Here is a 14,738-nt window from a genome sequence, read left to right as displayed (position 1 = left end):
GATTCTTGTTTTTGGGCGCTTTGCGAAAGGAAAGCTTGCATGGGCTCTCAAGTGGTTCTCCACTCAAAAATCCCGCTCCTCAGGCGCGAACGGAGGCAGCATAGTGCCGCCTCCGAACAGGAAAGTGATCTGGCAGGATGGCTTACAGCGATCCGGCCTTTTGCTGGTAGGCAGTGCCCCAGCCCCAAGCTCCGGACCCGAAACCACGGGCAACAACGCGTTCACGGTAGATTGCCGAAACAACGTCGCCGTCACCCGCCAGAAGCGCCTTGGTCGAGCACATTTCTGCACAGAGCGGCAGCTTGCCTTCCGCCAGGCGGTTGCGTCCATATTTCTGGAACTCGGCGGCGGACATGTCTTCTTCCGGACCGCCGGCACAGAAGGTGCATTTGTCCATCTTGCCCCGGGAGCCGAAATTGCCGACTTGCGGATACTGCGGTGCGCCAAACGGACATGCGTAGAAGCAATATCCGCAGCCGATGCACAGATCCTTGGAGTGCAAGACAACGCCCTCTTCGCTTTCATAAAAGCAATCAACCGGGCAGACAGCCGTGCACGGCGCATCCGAGCAATGCATGCAGGCGACCGAAATCGACCGCTCACCAGGCTTGCCATCGTTGATGGTGACCACGCGCCGCCGGTTAATGCCCCACGGCACCTCGTTTTCGTTCTTACACGCGGTGACGCAAGCGTTGCATTCGATGCAGCGTTCGGCGTCACAGAGGAATTTCATACGTGCCATAATCAGCCCCTCCCTTACGCCGCACGCTCAATGCGGCACAGTGTTGCTTTTGTTTCTTGCATCTGGGTCACACTGTCATACCCATAGGTCTGGGCAGTGTTACAGGATTCCCCGAGCACATATGGATCGGCGCCCGCCGGGTATTTGGACCTGAGATCCTCACCCTGGAAGTGCCCGCCGAAGTGGAACGGCATGAATGCCACACCACGGCCGACCCGTTCGGTCAGCATGGCCATCACTTTGACCTTGCCGCCCTCCGGACCGTGCACCCAGACCATTTCGCCGTCCCGGATACCCAGATCGTTGGCATCGCCGGGGTTCACTTCCACGAACATGTCCTGTTGCAGTTCCGCGAGCCACGGGTTCGAACGGGTCTCATCGCCGCCCCCTTCGTATTCCACAAGGCGGCCCGAGGTCAGGATCATCGGGAAGTCCTTGGAGAAGTCGTTCTGCTGGATCGACGCATAGGCGGTCGGGACGCGCCAGAAGGTCTTGTCCTCATAGGTCGCATATTTGTCGAGCAGATCGCGACGGTTGGTGTAGAGCGGCTCGCGGTGCACGGGCACAGGATCCGGGAATGTCCAGACCACTGCGCGCGCCTTGGCGTTTCCGTAAGGTGCGCAGCCGTGTTTGATGGCAACCCGTTGAATGCCGCCGGACAGGTCGGTTTTCCAGTTGGTCTTGTCACCGGCCACAGCCTCGATCGCAGCACGCTCCTCGTCGGTCAGGTCGGCGTCCCAACCCAGGGACTTGAGCGTCGCCATCGTGAATTCAGGATAACCGTCCTGAATTTCCGATCCCTCCGGGAAAGCGCCTTCCGCAAGCAGATTGTCGCCGTCCCGCTCCACGCCGAACCGGGCACGGAATCCCATGCCGCCTTCAGCGACCGGGATCGACGTATCATAAAGGTTCGCCGATCCGGGATGCTTCATCTCGGCAGTGCCCCAGCACGGCCACGGCATTCCGTAGAACTCGCCGTCGCACGGGCCGCCATTCGCGCGCAGCGTGGTACGGTCAAACGTGTGCTGATTGGCCATGTGAAGCTTCATGCGCTCCGGAGATTGCCCGGTATAGCCGATGGTCCACATGCCGCTGTTGAATTCGCGGGTGATGTCCTCGATCTGGGGCTCGTTGCCATTGACGGCGATGTTCTTGAACAACTCGTCGGCAAAGCCGAGCTTTTTGGCCAGGAGATACATGATCTCGTGATCGGTCTTGCTCTCGAACAACGGCTCGATGACCTTCTCGCGCCACTGGATCGACCGGTTTGAAGCGGTGACCGAGCCGTGGGTCTCGAACTGGGTGGTCGCCGGAAGCAAGTAGACGCCGTCCTTGCGGTCCGACAAAACCGCAGACACGGTCGGGAAAGGATCGATCACCACCAGGGTATCGAGTTTTTCCATAGCCGTTTTCATGTCGGTCAGGCGGGTTTGCGAGTTCGGCGCATGCCCCCAAAACACCATGACCTTGGTGTTCTTGGGTTGCTGCAGGTTCTCTTCATCTTCCAATACACCGTCGATCCAGCGAGAAACGGGAATACCCTTCTCGTTGATCATTTTCACTTCTTCGCCATTCTTGTTCATGGTGGCGAAACGGTCGCGCAGATAGTTGACATCGACGTCCCAGACCCGCGCCCAGTGTGCCCACGACCCGTCGGACAGACCATAATAACCAGGCAGCGTGTCGGCGAGAACGCCAAGATCGGTTGCACCCTGCACATTGTCATGGCCGCGGAATATGTTGGTTCCGCCGCCGGCCTTGCCCATATTGCCGAGCGCCAGCTGCAGGACGCAGTAGGCCCGGGTGTTGTTGTTTCCGTTGGTGTGCTGGGTTCCGCCCATGCACCAGATCACGGTGCCCGGGCGGTTGTTGGCCAGGGTCCGTGCCACGCGCTTGAGCTGCGAGCCCGGCACGCCGGTAACGTTTTCGACCTCTTCCGGCGTCCACTTGGCAACTTCGGACTTGATCTGGTCCATGCCCCACACGCGCTGACGGATGAACTCTTTGTCTTCCCAGCCGTTTTCGAAAATATGCCAGAGAATGCCCCACACCAGAGCGACATCCGAGCCCGGACGGAAGCGGACATACTCGGAAGCATGGGCTGCTGTTCGCGTAAAGCGCGGATCGCATACGATCAGCGGTGCGTTGTTTTCTTCCTTGGCTTTCAGGACATGAAGCAAAGACACAGGGTGCGCTTCAGCCGGATTGCCGCCGATGATGAAGATGGCCTTGGAATTGTGAATGTCGTTGTAAGAGTTCGTCATCGCACCGTAGCCCCAGGTGTTGGCAACACCTGCAACTGTGGTGGAGTGACAAATCCGGGCCTGGTGATCGATGTTGTTCGTGCCGAAGAAGGCCGCGAACTTGCGCAAAAGATACGCCTGCTCGTTGTTATGCTTGGCAGAGCCGAGCCAATAGACGCTGTCCGGTCCTTCGGTCTTCTGGACCTCAAGCATCTTGTCGCCGAGTTCGTCGATCGCCTGTTCCCAGGAAATCCGTTCCCATTTGCCGTCGACAAGCTTGGTCGGATACTTCAAACGGCGCTCGCCGTGGGCGTGCTCGCGCACTGCCGCGCCTTTCGCACAGTGGGCTCCAAGGTTGAACGGGCTGTCGAAGCCGGGTTCCTGCCCGACCCAAACGCCGTCTTTGACTTCAGCCAACACCGTGCAGCCCACCGAACAGTGCGTGCAGACCGTTTTCTTGATGTCGACCTTACCTGGACCGGCCGGGGAAGCGGCCTTTGCTTTTTGGACCATGGCACCGTTGGCAGCTGCGAAGGCAGCAACCCCACCTGCCACGACGCCGGACCGGCGCAAAAAGGTCCGGCGGTCCATCGTGGACGCACCAATTTCAGCGAATGTTGCCGAAAGACGGCCACGCCGGGCGGCGCCGCTGGTCTTTTTCCTGAGCATATTGTCTCTCCCTCATTCGGAACTGCGCAGGATCCCCCAAGCCAGTTCCCGGGGTCCGGTTCGCCGTGTGGCGGCACCAGACGCCAAGCCTTCAATTAGAAACGCGCGGTCTCGTAGACTTTTTTCACGTGATCCGTTTCGCGATATCCGTTTCCAGACGGATCAGCCACGTCCGCCGCCTGGGCCGAACCTGCAACCAGTGTCGCACCGCTCGCCAACGTGCCGAGCCCGGCCAACTTCAAAAAGTCCCGCCGTCCGGCAGTGTCTTTGGTTTTGTCTTCAGCCATTTCATTCTCCTCCATCAGGGGTCCGCTCGCGTCCAAACGGACCATGACCGCCGCCCCGGCCGGTCACTTATGCGGCCATATCAAATGCATCCGCCTCCACGCCGATGAAAGCTTCCCCCAGCTCTCCAACAGCGGCGTAAAACCGGCTCGTCTTGGTCTTCTTCAAATCCTTGAAAAAATGCGGCGCCCAATTGCCGATATGTCCGGCGAAGAACGCCTGCTGGGCCTCAAGCGGCAAAGGCCCCTTGGCCCACAAGTCGCCGCGGATGAGGCCATCCATCATCTGCATCAAAGCCGCGATGTGGTCTTCAGGCTCTTTCGTGTCGGCGGTGCGCTCAATTCCCAGCTGCGCCATGGATGCACGCAGGTCAGCAAGCGGTTTCTCATTCAAAAAGCCGGTCAGGTAGTAAGACCCGAAAGGCACGAGTTCGCCGCGGCCAACACCGATGAAAAGGTCCATATATTCCTGTGCGAGCTGCTTTTCAGACACCTCACCAGCCTCGCGCGCGATTTCGGAAAGGCAGGCACCAATTGGGGTGTCGTCACCGGATATCCGGCTGATCTGCTCAAGCCCGATCGCATTCGGCGCGGACTGCAAGACACCGCCCAAAAATCCATAAAGAGCCGCCCTGTCGGCATCCTCCGGCGCAGGTTTTTCCGCGCGCGGCGCTGTATTTGTCATAATTTCCTCTCCTAGGGGAAGAATATCGCGCTGTTTAAATTTAGTCGCAAATGAAATTAACGCTGCAGCGCACGCGTCTCCATGATTTCAATTGTTAGTTCCTATTTCTCTGAAATAACGAAGAAAAAACATAATAGCGCATATTTTTGCGTCACAAATTTGCGACTCTCTGTGTCAATGCAGCGGCTGGACAGATTATGCGAAAGTCTTATGGGTGGCCGGCCATCCGGTCACTGGAGTGTCCCTCCTGCGCAGTCCCTGCGCTTTCAATATCGGCTGCATAACGGGGGATTTACATTTAAGAGCCTGAAAACCCATTTGTTTCAGCCTCGTAAGCCGGAGCTTACACTTCCGGCCGCACTTAATTCAGGCGCATTCACGCTTGGCCAGCCCTGGGCCAAAGCACGTTTCCGCCAATGTCAAACATGACGATACCGCACCGCAGCACGAGAAAACCGCGCCGAATTATATCGCCTGGCAAAAAACTGGCCCAAATACTCATAAAAAAAGCCGGCAATAAATGCCGGCTTTTCAAACGCTCTGCAACACCGGTGCGCACCGGCAGAATTATTCGTACACAATCGCCGGCGCCTGACGGCTGCTGGCTTCATAGCGGTCCGCTTCAGCGATCGCTTTTGCGGCAATATCGCGATAAACCTTGGCGTGCGCCCCCTCCGGATCGGAAACGACCACTGGCGTTCCGGCGTCCGAGGTTTCGCGGATCTGCATATTCAGTGGAACTTCGCCGAGGAACGGCACACCCAGCTTTTCCGCCTCTGCCCGTGCGCCGCCGTGACCGAAGATGTCATGCCGCCCGCCACAGTCGGGACACAGGAAATAGCTCATGTTCTCGACAATGCCGAGCACCGGCACATCGACACGCCGGAACATGTTGAGGCCCTTGCGCGCATCGATCAGCGCAAGGTCCTGCGGGGTCGACACAATCACCGATCCCGCCAGAGGCACCTGCTGCGCCATGGTCAGCTGGGCATCCCCGGTACCTGGCGGCATGTCGACCACCAGAACATCAAGCTCACCCCAGGCCACTTCGCGCAACATTTGGGTCAACGCGGAGATTACCATCGGCCCGCGCCAGATCATCGGCGTTTCTTCTTCCACCATGAATCCCATGGACATGACCTTCACGCCATAGCCTTCCAGGGGCTTCAAAATGCGGCCGGACACAGGCTCGGGACGGCCCGAAACCTTGAACAGGCGTGGTATGGACGGCCCATAAATATCCGCGTCCAGAACGCCAACCTTCAGCCCGTTGGCCTGAAAGCCAAGTGCCAGATTGGCTGTGGTGGTCGATTTGCCGACACCACCTTTGCCAGACGCAACCGCGATAATCCGCTTCACGCCGGGGACTCCCGGCTTTTGGGCCGGCTGCTCTTCGGCGGCCTTTGCCCGCGCAGCCATTGGCGGCGGAACATTGCCCATCTGGGCCTTGCTAGGGGCCGGGCGCGCGGGCGCCCCCTGTCCGGTGCTGGATCCGGCCGCGCGCTCGGCGGTCAGTGCGACCATCGCGGTCTCGACCCCCTCGACTTCCCTGACAACCTTCTCCGCAGCCTGGCGAAGCGGCTCCAACTCCTTAGCCCGGTCGGCTGGCACGGTTATGGAAAACGCGACGCGCCCATCGGAGACGAACACGTCCGACACAAGGCCAAGCGACACGATATCGCCTTCCAGATCAGGTCCCTTGACCTTTGACAACCGCTCCATCACAGCCTGTTTGATCGTGTCGCTCATGCGCCCCATTCCGATGCTTGTTTTGCTGCGCCTAACCTAATCACAGCGAACGGATCGTCAATCACCGGAGGCCCGCATTTCTGTGCAGGCCGGCATCTGCAGGCTGCACGAGCACCCGGCAACAATCACCGCCAAAACACATCGACTGTGCGGCGTTCACACTGAACGACGCAAGCCTGCTGCAAATTTGCGCAAACAATGTAATATATACTAGTATAATGCAGTCTGTTTCCTTAAACGTCATGCACAAGTTGTTCATGCATTTCTTAAACATGAACACCGGACACTAAGGGAAGTCATATTGTTCCGAGCTTTTTTCAAGCACCTTATGATATACGCCTCTGCTGCGGTGTTTCTCGCCGTGGCCGGTCACACTCCCACCCGAAGTGCCGGGCCGCTGCGCATTGTGGCCGAACACTATCCGCCCTACGAAATGAAGATGCCCGTCGACGGCCTTCAAGGCTTTGACTACGAGGTTGCCATTGAGGTTTTCCAGCGTCTCGACATACCGGTGGAGATTGTGTTTCTGCCGTGGAAACGGGCACTTGTGGAGACAGAAAACGGCGAAACCCTCGGAATATTGACGTGCGCGCACCGTCCGGAACGAGAGAGCTTCATTCTGTTTTCCGACCCGATCAGCTCATTCACCAGCGGCTTTTATTACAGGCAAGGCTTTGACAGTGCACCCATCAGGGATGTGGACGACATCACCGGACGCCGGGTTGCATCCGTGTCCGGCTACGAGAGCTTCAAGGAGCTGCAAAAACTCGGCGCGAATCCCACTGAGGTCCAAACCACAACCCAAGCCATCAAAATGCTGATGACCGGCCGGTTCGACTATTTTTACGCCGGAAAAGAAACAACCGACTTTCAAATCAGGCAACTGGGCCATACCGGTTCCTTTCACTTCGTTCCCGTCGACAAGCGCCCATTTCACTTCTGCTTTTCAAAAGCCTATCCGGGCGGGCGCGAGATTGCGGAGAAATTCAACCGAGCGCTCAGCGATGTTAAGACTGATGGCACGTATGACGCCATCCACGAGAAATATCGCTAGGAACCGCCTCTGGCACAGCGGCGATCTTGCTCAGCCAGACAAATATTTGCCCTCACGACCAGCGAAACACCAAACATATGAGTTATCCGCTGGCCGGATTTTTATGTAATTAGTTTTTTGGAATGTAGGCGAATATTTTGGTACTACAGTCGATTTTCTTTCCATTGTCACCGGTAATATTATATTTCATCGTTCCTAATTCGAAAGGTATGTAGTTTTTCTTTTCGTCCGCATATCTGCCATTCATCATGTATTCAGCAGAAATTACGAGAGGCTTGTTCCCATGAGCGTTCTTTTTGCCCATTTGAGTTGCGGTACTGACTGGGTCGGCAACGCTGTTCGCCACGAAATCCGCCTTGAAAATATGATCCCCGCCAATTGATACGACCGGCATATAGCCTTTTTCTTTTGCAGCCTTGATGGTTCCGTCCACATCGCGGTGCGACTTCTGGCCACCATGTTTATCCAGTTGCCAAGCAGAGTTGGAATCGTGACAGGGGTTCAGGATAAATGGCCTTTGGTTTTCAAGGCAGGTTTTCACCAGATCGCATTCGCTGTCATAACATACTTGTGTGTTCGACTGGCGTGCCGCATGCATGTCCTTTTGGCTCAACTCATCCGTGGGATGCGCAAGACCGTCGAGTCGCTCAAACCCAGCGCCACCGACGCTTTTTGAGTTCTTGTAGTCAAGCTTGTCATCGAAATCGCTGGTCATGATTTTGGTACGTGCTGTGCTTCCCTTCTGGGGATAAACGCTTGCAATATCTTGCTGCTTGTCCACGGAGTCCTGCTTCGATTTTACTTGCGCCCCGACATTCGCCGCAGCTTCGCGCGCAGTGCTTTGGTCCACTCCAGACTCGATGCAAGGCAAGAGCGGCCTCTTGAGTTCATTCTTGATCGACCATTCCAGCATCGCATTTTGGATCGCAGCATGCGGAAAAACATCGTGGTTGTCGGGAATTAGCACACAATCATACATTAGCCGATTCAACATATTCAGTGCATTTTTTTTAAATTCTACATTGGCCCCGGTTCCCTTATACTCCAAATCGCCATTGAAGATTTTCTGATCCACCTCAACTTTTTGATTTTTTCCGCCAATATCTTTTGCTTTGGGAACGTGTTCAGAAAGATTGGTTTCGCCTTTGGATCGCGGCTGTGTCAGCCCACTGTTCTTGCCGATTTCCGATACAACTGGATCTTCCTTAGTTTCAAGTAAAACATCGTTTTTGTTGTTAGCTGACTCCGACTTCTTGGCCTGATTCATTTTGAGATTGATTTTGCCAATTTTCGGAGAGACCGGATCATTGTTATCGTTGTTAGACGATGATGCTGTTTTTCCCGTTTTTGTACTTACAGTGCTTTCATCGTTATCCTGTTGGACGCTCAAGCCTTGGGCGAGCTTCTTGTTCATGGCACCAAATTTTTTAAGCGTGTTTTTCTTCGGCAGATTATCATCCAAATTCATAGGCGGCGGCGTCTGGCCTGTACCTGTTTGGTCATTTGGCGCCTTGGGGGCAGCGGCAGATGTGAATTTTGGGCTCGGGGTAGACGACATTGTTGGCTCCGTTGGCTGCTAAACATGCTCCAACCTAAGTTATGCTTTCGAGTAAAACCATTTAAATAACATTCATATATCTTGCCATAACTGCGTACTATTCGGAACTTGTTTTAATCACTCGGCTAAAATCGAAATATTAAATTTTTTTAACTTTGAAGCCAAAGTATTTTCAGATGACAGCAGAAGACTTGCCTTCGCCGCCATGCTCAGCAATTCGCATTGGACAGGCAGCCGCAACTCGCGGTAGCTGTGGACCCCGCACCCCATTTCCCAATCTGGATATTTCAATGACCCGCGTTCTGATCACCGCCACAAATCGTGGCATTGGCCTTGAGCTTGCCCGTGATGCCCTGAGCCGCGGCTGGACAGTCTACGGCTCGGCCCGAACCCCGGAAAATGCCGCAAAGACGCAGGAGCTTTTAGACAACAATCGTTATCGGCCACTGGTATTCGATGTGACCGACCACAAAGCTGTTGAAGCCGCTGCCGCCGGGATCGAAGCTCCGATCGACATTCTGATCAACAATGCCGGGATTATCGGACCGGACCGACAAAAGACGCTCGACATGGACTTTGGCGGCTTTGCGCAGACGCTGGAAATCAACACCCTTGCCCCGCTCGCTGTCTCGCAGATTTTTCTGCCGCACCTGAAAAAATCGCCGCGTGGCCGGATCGTGACCATGTCCAGCCAGATGTCCTGGATGGGCTACCAGAAATCCGACCGCATCGCCTACCGGGCGTCCAAGGCTGCCGTCAACAAAGTGATGCAAGGCCTGGCAACCGATCTCAAAAACGAGGGAATCGTTGCCATACCGGTCGATCCGGGCTGGGTGCGCACGGATATGGGCGGCGCCGAAGCCGACAACCACCCGCAGGACGTGGCACGCGGCATTCTCGCGCTCGCCGACCGGTTGACGCTTGAGGACAGCGGAAAGTTTTTCAACTGGGCGGGTGAAGAACGGGCCTATTGAGCCTTGCATTCGTTTTGGTGATGTCTGGCTTTCAAGGTTTGAATTGGACGCATCCGCCCGAATAAGAAATGTAGTCCGCGCCACGACGAAGAAAGACACCGTTCCATGACCTGGCCAGCCCCGATAACGCTTTCCGGCACGCATGTGCAGCTTGAACCCTTGTCGCAAACCCATGCCGCCGACCTCTCCGAGGCCAGCGCGGATGGCAATCTTTCCGCTCTCTGGTACACCAGCGTCCCGTCGCCGGAGGGCGTTCCAGCGGAAATCGACCGGCGGCTTGATCTGCAGTCAAAAGGGTCCATGCTGCCCTTTGCGGTCATTGATCCGGTCGCGGGTTCGGCGGTCGGCATGACCACCTACATGAACGTCGATGCGGCCAACAAACGGCTTGAAATCGGCTCCACCTGGTACCGCTCATCCGTGCAGCGCACACAGCTGAACACGGAAGCCAAACTGCTCCTGCTCGGCCACGCGTTCGAGACGCTCGACTGCATTGCCGTTGAATTCAGAACCCATTTCCTCAACCGGCAAAGCCGCGCGGCGATTGAGCGGCTTGGCGCCAAGCTCGACGGTATCTTGCGGTCCCATCAGACCATGCCGAATGGCTCACTTCGCGACACCGCAGTCTATTCGATCATCGCCTGCGAATGGCCGGCGGTGAAATCCGGCCTGCTGTTTAAGCTGGGCCGCACACCCTGACGCGCGAGGTGTCAGACAGGCGCATTTTTGTTCCGGAACACAGGCGTGTGTTCAGGTGGAAAACGGTAAAATTTTAATCAATTGTGAGCATTTGAGGCGCAGGCTGATCTGATCGGGACTCAAACTCGATGAGGTGCAAGAATGCAGACCTACCGCATTTGTTACCGGGCCAGGATCAACTGGACACGCCTCAAACACGCTTTGCCTGACGAAATCGATCACTCACTGAACCGCATCCGGCAGATGAACCGGCGTGCGGGTGTGACCGGCGCGTTGTTGTTGGCCGACGAACACATGATCCAGTTCCTGGAGGGGAGCACTGGCCCGGTACTGGAAACCGTTTATTGTGCAATGAGCGATGAGCGGCTCTACGATATGGAAGCGATCTTCCACGAACCGGCGCGCGAGCGCCTGTTTCCAAACAGTTTAATGTTCTTCCGCGATCTGACCGGCAGTGTTGCCGCAAGCCGGTATCCGCAGCTCAGGCCGCTGATCGACCGGCCGGAAAAACTGACCCGGGATGAAGGCCTTTCAGCACTGCACACCTTTGCAGGCGACGTGGTACAAAGCAGCCTGACCAACGGCATGTTGATGCTGGCGTGACACGGCCGGCCCTCTTGACCTGATTCCGGGCTTGCCTCGGCTGCACCAGCTCCCATAATTCGGGATCTTGTGGTGCGGAGCAGCTTGTGACTGAAGACTATATCCTGAAACCGGATCCAAATGATCCGCGTCTGTCGAGTTCCGTTGAAGGCATTGACCAGAACGGACATCCGGTCGACACCAAAGTGGTGAGCGAAAAGGCGCTGACGCTGTTTTTGAACGCGCAGGAAGTCGTCACCATGATGACCATCGGCGACCACCCGGACCTGCTGGCCGTCGGGTACCTGAAAAACCAGAACATGCTGCAGGATGATGATGTCATCACCGGGATCGACTATGACGACGATCTGGAAGTGGTGGTCGTGCGCACGGAGCGCGAAACCAACTACGAGGAAAAGCTGAAGAAAAAGGTGCGGACCTCCGGCTGTGCGCAGGGCACCGTCTTCGGTGACGTGATGGACAGTTTTGAAGACATTCAGCTGCCGCGGGCCGAGTTGCGCACATCCTGGCTTTACGAGCTGACCAGAGCCATCAACACGACGCCGTCGCTTTATCTGGAAGCCGGTGCCATCCACGGCTGTGTGCTGTGCCAAGGGCACAGGCCACTGGTTTACATGGAGGACGTCGGGCGGCACAACGCGGTCGACAAGATCGCAGGCTGGATGACGCTCAACAGCATTTCACCAGACGACAAGATTTTCTATACGACCGGCCGGCTGACGTCGGAAATGGTGATCAAGACCGTGATGATGGGGATCCCGATCCTGGTGTCCCGGTCCGGCTTCACCGCCTGGGGTGTTGATCTTGCCCGGCAGGCAGGCCTCACCTTAATCGGCCGGGCCCGCGGCAAGCGCTTCGTGGCCTTGTCCGGTGCGGACCGGATCGTGTTTGACACGGATCCCGCTTCCGTGGAAGACGAGCCGAAACGCGCGTCGCGAAAGGGGAGCATCGCAGCGGAATGAAGGCCGGTATCAGCCAATCCAACATCTTGACCTGTGTCCTGGCAGGCGGCCAGTCCCGGCGCATGGGCGGCGGCGACAAGACGTTGTTGCCGCTCGGCGCGAAATCCATGCTGGACCTGATCCTTGAGCGGCTGAAGCCGCAGGCCCGGCACATCGTGTTGAATGCCAATGGCGACAGCAGCCGGTTTGCCGCCTATGGGCTGACCGTACTTCCCGATCCGGTAGGAGAATTTGCCGGCCCGCTCGCAGGGATCTTTGCCGGGCTGTCGCACGCAAAAACCCTTGGCAGCCAGTTTTCCCATGTCGTGTCGGTGGCGGGTGACACACCGTTTTTTCCCAAGGACCTGGTCGGCCGCCTGTCGGCATCGGTGCCGCTGGACAAACCCGTGATCGCGCTCGCCAGTTCCCATGACAAGTTGCACCCGGTGTTCGGACTTTGGCCCGTTGCGCTGGCCGATGACCTTCACACCTGGCTCTCGACCGGGCAAAGCGGCAAGGTATTGGCCTTCGTTGATCGGCACGACAGCGTTGAAGTCGCCTTTGACGAACCGACCGAAACCGGCCTTGATCCGTTTTTCAATGCAAACCGCCCGGACGATCTCGAAAAGGCCCGCGCGGCGATGGAAGCTCTTTCTTCATGACCAGCAACAAGGTTTTCGGAATCACCGGCTGGAAGAATTCCGGCAAGACCCAGCTTGTCACCGAACTTGTGGCCGAGTTCACACGGCGCGGCTTCAAGGTGTCCACGGTCAAACATGCGCACCACAATTTCGATATCGACCGTCCGGGTGCCGACAGCTACCGGCACAGGGAAGCGGGCGCCAGCGAAGTTGCGCTCGTGTCCGGCCGCCGCTGGGCCTTGATGCACGAACTGCGCGAAGAAGACGAGCCGCCGCTCGATGCCATACTCGCCCGGCTCGCTCCGTGCGACCTTGTGATCATCGAAGGCTACAAGCGCGAAGGCCACCCCAAGATTGAAGCCCGCAGGCTGGAGGCCCGCAAACAGGAGCCGCTCGCGCCCGGCGATCCGCACATCCTCGCAATCGCTGCCGATCACGCTATTTCCGGTGAAACGCTGCCTGTGTTCGACCTCAACGATATTCCGGGCATGGCCGATTTCATCGCCGGCACAGTTGGCCTGCCGGCACCGGTTGAAGGAGCCGCCACGTGACCGCAAACGCCTTGATTGACGATTGTTTTCTGCACGACAAGGACCGCCTGAGGCACGACGAGGCGCTGGCGATCCTCAAGGAACGGCTCGGACCAGTCGCCGGAACGGAGAGCGTGCCCTTGGAAGAAGCGAACGGGCGCATTCTGGCCGAACAGATTGTGGCACCGCGCGACATTCCGCTGTCCGACAATGCAGCAGTCGACGGGTACGCATTCCGCCACTCGGACCACGACCCGGCAGGCGGGTTCTTGCGGCTTGAACAGCGCATCGCCGCAGGCCGCCCAAGCGATGCGGAGATCGGTCCGTGGGCCGCTGCACGCATTTTCACCGGAGCGGTCATGCCAACGGGCACCGATACCGTTGCCATGCAGGAGGACTGTGAGCGGCACGATCAGGACGGCCAGCATTTTGTCATCATTCCGCAGGGCCTGAAGCGCGGAGCAAACCGACGCCGTGCCGGGGAAGACGTCAAGCAAGGCACGGTTTTGCTGGAACCCGGCATTCGCCTGCGCCCGCAGGACCTTGCCGCAATTGCCTCGACCGGAAAACCGTCCGTGTCCGTTTACCGAAAAATCCGGGTTGCCCTGATTTCGACCGGAGACGAAATCCGGAGGCCCGGCGCCGATCTGAAGACCGGCGAAGTCTACGATTCGAACCACTTTTTATTGCGTGCTCTTTGCGAGACCATGCATGTGTCCATCGCAGATCTCGGCGTTTTACCTGATACGGCCGACCGGGTGGAAGAAACGCTGAAAGCGGCTGCAAGCCGGGCGGACATCCTGCTGACCACCGGGGGGGCGAGCCGGGGTGAGGAAGACCACATCCTGTGGGCGCTGGACCGGCTTGGACAACGTCACATGTGGCAGCTTGCGATCAAACCGGGCCGCCCGATGATGTTTGGCCAGATCGGCAGTTGCGTGTTTCTCGGCCTGCCCGGAAACCCTGTAGCCGCGATGGTGTGTTTCCTGCTTTACGCCCGGCCTGTCATATCGGTGCTTGGTGGCGGCGGTTTTCTGGAGCCACAGAAGTTTCAGGTCCCTGCAGATTTCGAGGTGCCGAAGAAAAAACCGGACCGGCGCGAATTTTACCGCGGCGTTCTGGAAACCGATGGATTGGGCAACACTGTCGTGCGCAAGTTTGACCGTGACGGCTCCGGCCTGATCACCGGTCTCCGCGAGGCGAATGGCCTGATCGAAATTCCCGAAGAAGCTACGTCGGTAGAAGATGGCCAGATGGTCACCTTCCTGCCTTTTTCGGGCATGGGCATCGCCTGAAGCGGCTTTCGGCACGCGCGGCGCGTCTTTGCCGCGCATGCCGGTTTTCCAAATGGTGTCAGCCAAGTGGT

At 57.4% G+C, this 14,738-nt stretch carries 14 protein-coding genes; 8 read left to right on the top strand and 6 right to left on the bottom strand.

Features of this window, described 5'->3' with window-relative positions; genetic code table 11:
• Positions 1 to 142 precede the first annotated feature (142 nt).
• From fdh3B to JM93_RS08460, 5 genes are all read right to left on the bottom strand, one after another.
• Positions 143 to 742, bottom strand: coding sequence for a formate dehydrogenase FDH3 subunit beta (gene fdh3B / locus JM93_RS08480; protein ID WP_145342259.1), 600 nt, complete (start codon positions 740 to 742; stop codon positions 143 to 145).
• A gap of 14 nt (positions 743 to 756) precedes the next feature.
• Entirely contained in the window at positions 757 to 3,654 is a 2,898-nt protein-coding gene (locus JM93_RS08475; RefSeq protein ID WP_145342257.1) for a formate dehydrogenase subunit alpha, read from the bottom strand.
• Positions 3,655 to 3,749: 95 nt separating this feature from the next.
• Positions 3,750 to 3,941 (bottom strand): twin-arginine translocation signal domain-containing protein, encoded by a 192-nt coding sequence (locus JM93_RS08470; RefSeq protein WP_145342255.1) that lies wholly within the window; start codon positions 3,939 to 3,941, stop codon positions 3,750 to 3,752.
• Between the two features lie 67 nt (positions 3,942 to 4,008).
• Positions 4,009 to 4,623, bottom strand: coding sequence for a TorD/DmsD family molecular chaperone (locus JM93_RS08465; RefSeq protein WP_145342253.1), 615 nt, complete (start codon positions 4,621 to 4,623; stop codon positions 4,009 to 4,011).
• Positions 4,624 to 5,190: 567 nt separating this feature from the next.
• Positions 5,191 to 6,372 carry an Mrp/NBP35 family ATP-binding protein gene (locus JM93_RS08460; RefSeq protein WP_145342251.1) on the bottom strand — a complete coding sequence of 394 codons (1,182 nt, stop codon included), beginning with the start codon at positions 6,370 to 6,372 and terminating at the stop codon, positions 5,191 to 5,193.
• Between the two features lie 301 nt (positions 6,373 to 6,673).
• Between JM93_RS08460 and JM93_RS08455 the strand changes: the two genes are divergently transcribed.
• Positions 6,674 to 7,426 carry a substrate-binding periplasmic protein gene (locus JM93_RS08455; protein WP_145342250.1) on the top strand — a complete coding sequence of 251 codons (753 nt, stop codon included), beginning with the start codon at positions 6,674 to 6,676 and terminating at the stop codon, positions 7,424 to 7,426.
• A 109-nt stretch (positions 7,427 to 7,535) separates the two neighbouring features.
• On the opposite strand, the gene JM93_RS08450 is transcribed toward JM93_RS08455, so the two are convergent.
• On the bottom strand, positions 7,536 to 8,984 hold the full coding sequence (locus JM93_RS08450) for a hypothetical protein (protein ID WP_145342248.1): 1,449 nt from the start codon (positions 8,982 to 8,984) through the stop codon (positions 7,536 to 7,538).
• A gap of 290 nt (positions 8,985 to 9,274) precedes the next feature.
• Between JM93_RS08450 and JM93_RS08445 the strand changes: the two genes are divergently transcribed.
• The 7 genes from JM93_RS08445 to JM93_RS08415 all read left to right on the top strand — a co-directional run bounded on the left by JM93_RS08445 (position 9,275) and on the right by JM93_RS08415 (position 14,667).
• Positions 9,275 to 9,958, top strand: coding sequence for an SDR family oxidoreductase (locus JM93_RS08445; RefSeq protein WP_145342246.1), 684 nt, complete (start codon positions 9,275 to 9,277; stop codon positions 9,956 to 9,958).
• Positions 9,959 to 10,063: 105 nt separating this feature from the next.
• A complete protein-coding gene (locus JM93_RS08440) occupies positions 10,064 to 10,657 on the top strand; it encodes a GNAT family N-acetyltransferase (protein ID WP_145342244.1) in 594 nt (197 codons plus the stop codon).
• A gap of 141 nt (positions 10,658 to 10,798) precedes the next feature.
• A complete protein-coding gene (locus JM93_RS08435; protein ID WP_145342242.1) occupies positions 10,799 to 11,260 on the top strand; it encodes a BLUF domain-containing protein in 462 nt (153 codons plus the stop codon).
• A gap of 86 nt (positions 11,261 to 11,346) precedes the next feature.
• Complete coding sequence (locus JM93_RS08430; protein ID WP_170230589.1) at positions 11,347 to 12,222, top strand: formate dehydrogenase accessory sulfurtransferase FdhD; 876 nt, start codon at positions 11,347 to 11,349, stop codon at positions 12,220 to 12,222.
• Positions 12,219 to 12,863: a molybdenum cofactor guanylyltransferase MobA gene (gene mobA, locus JM93_RS08425; protein ID WP_145342240.1), complete on the top strand. Its 645-nt coding sequence runs from the start codon at positions 12,219 to 12,221 to the stop codon at positions 12,861 to 12,863. The genes JM93_RS08430 and mobA overlap by 4 nt, the downstream gene beginning before the upstream one ends.
• The gene (mobB, locus tag JM93_RS08420; protein ID WP_145342238.1) at positions 12,860 to 13,393 is read left to right on the top strand and encodes a molybdopterin-guanine dinucleotide biosynthesis protein B; all 534 of its coding nucleotides are present in this window, start codon (positions 12,860 to 12,862) and stop codon (positions 13,391 to 13,393) included. Before mobA ends, mobB begins: the two co-directional genes overlap by 4 nt.
• Entirely contained in the window at positions 13,390 to 14,667 is a 1,278-nt protein-coding gene (locus JM93_RS08415; RefSeq protein WP_145342236.1) for a molybdopterin molybdotransferase MoeA, read from the top strand. Before mobB ends, JM93_RS08415 begins: the two co-directional genes overlap by 4 nt.
• The last annotated feature ends 71 nt before the right edge of the window (positions 14,668 to 14,738 follow it).

The organism is Roseibium hamelinense, assembly GCF_007830545.1.
GTDB lineage: Bacteria > Pseudomonadota > Alphaproteobacteria > Rhizobiales > Stappiaceae > Roseibium > Roseibium hamelinense.
The sequence above is the reverse complement of the archived record's forward strand: the minus strand, read 5'-3'. Positions and strand labels throughout refer to the sequence as shown.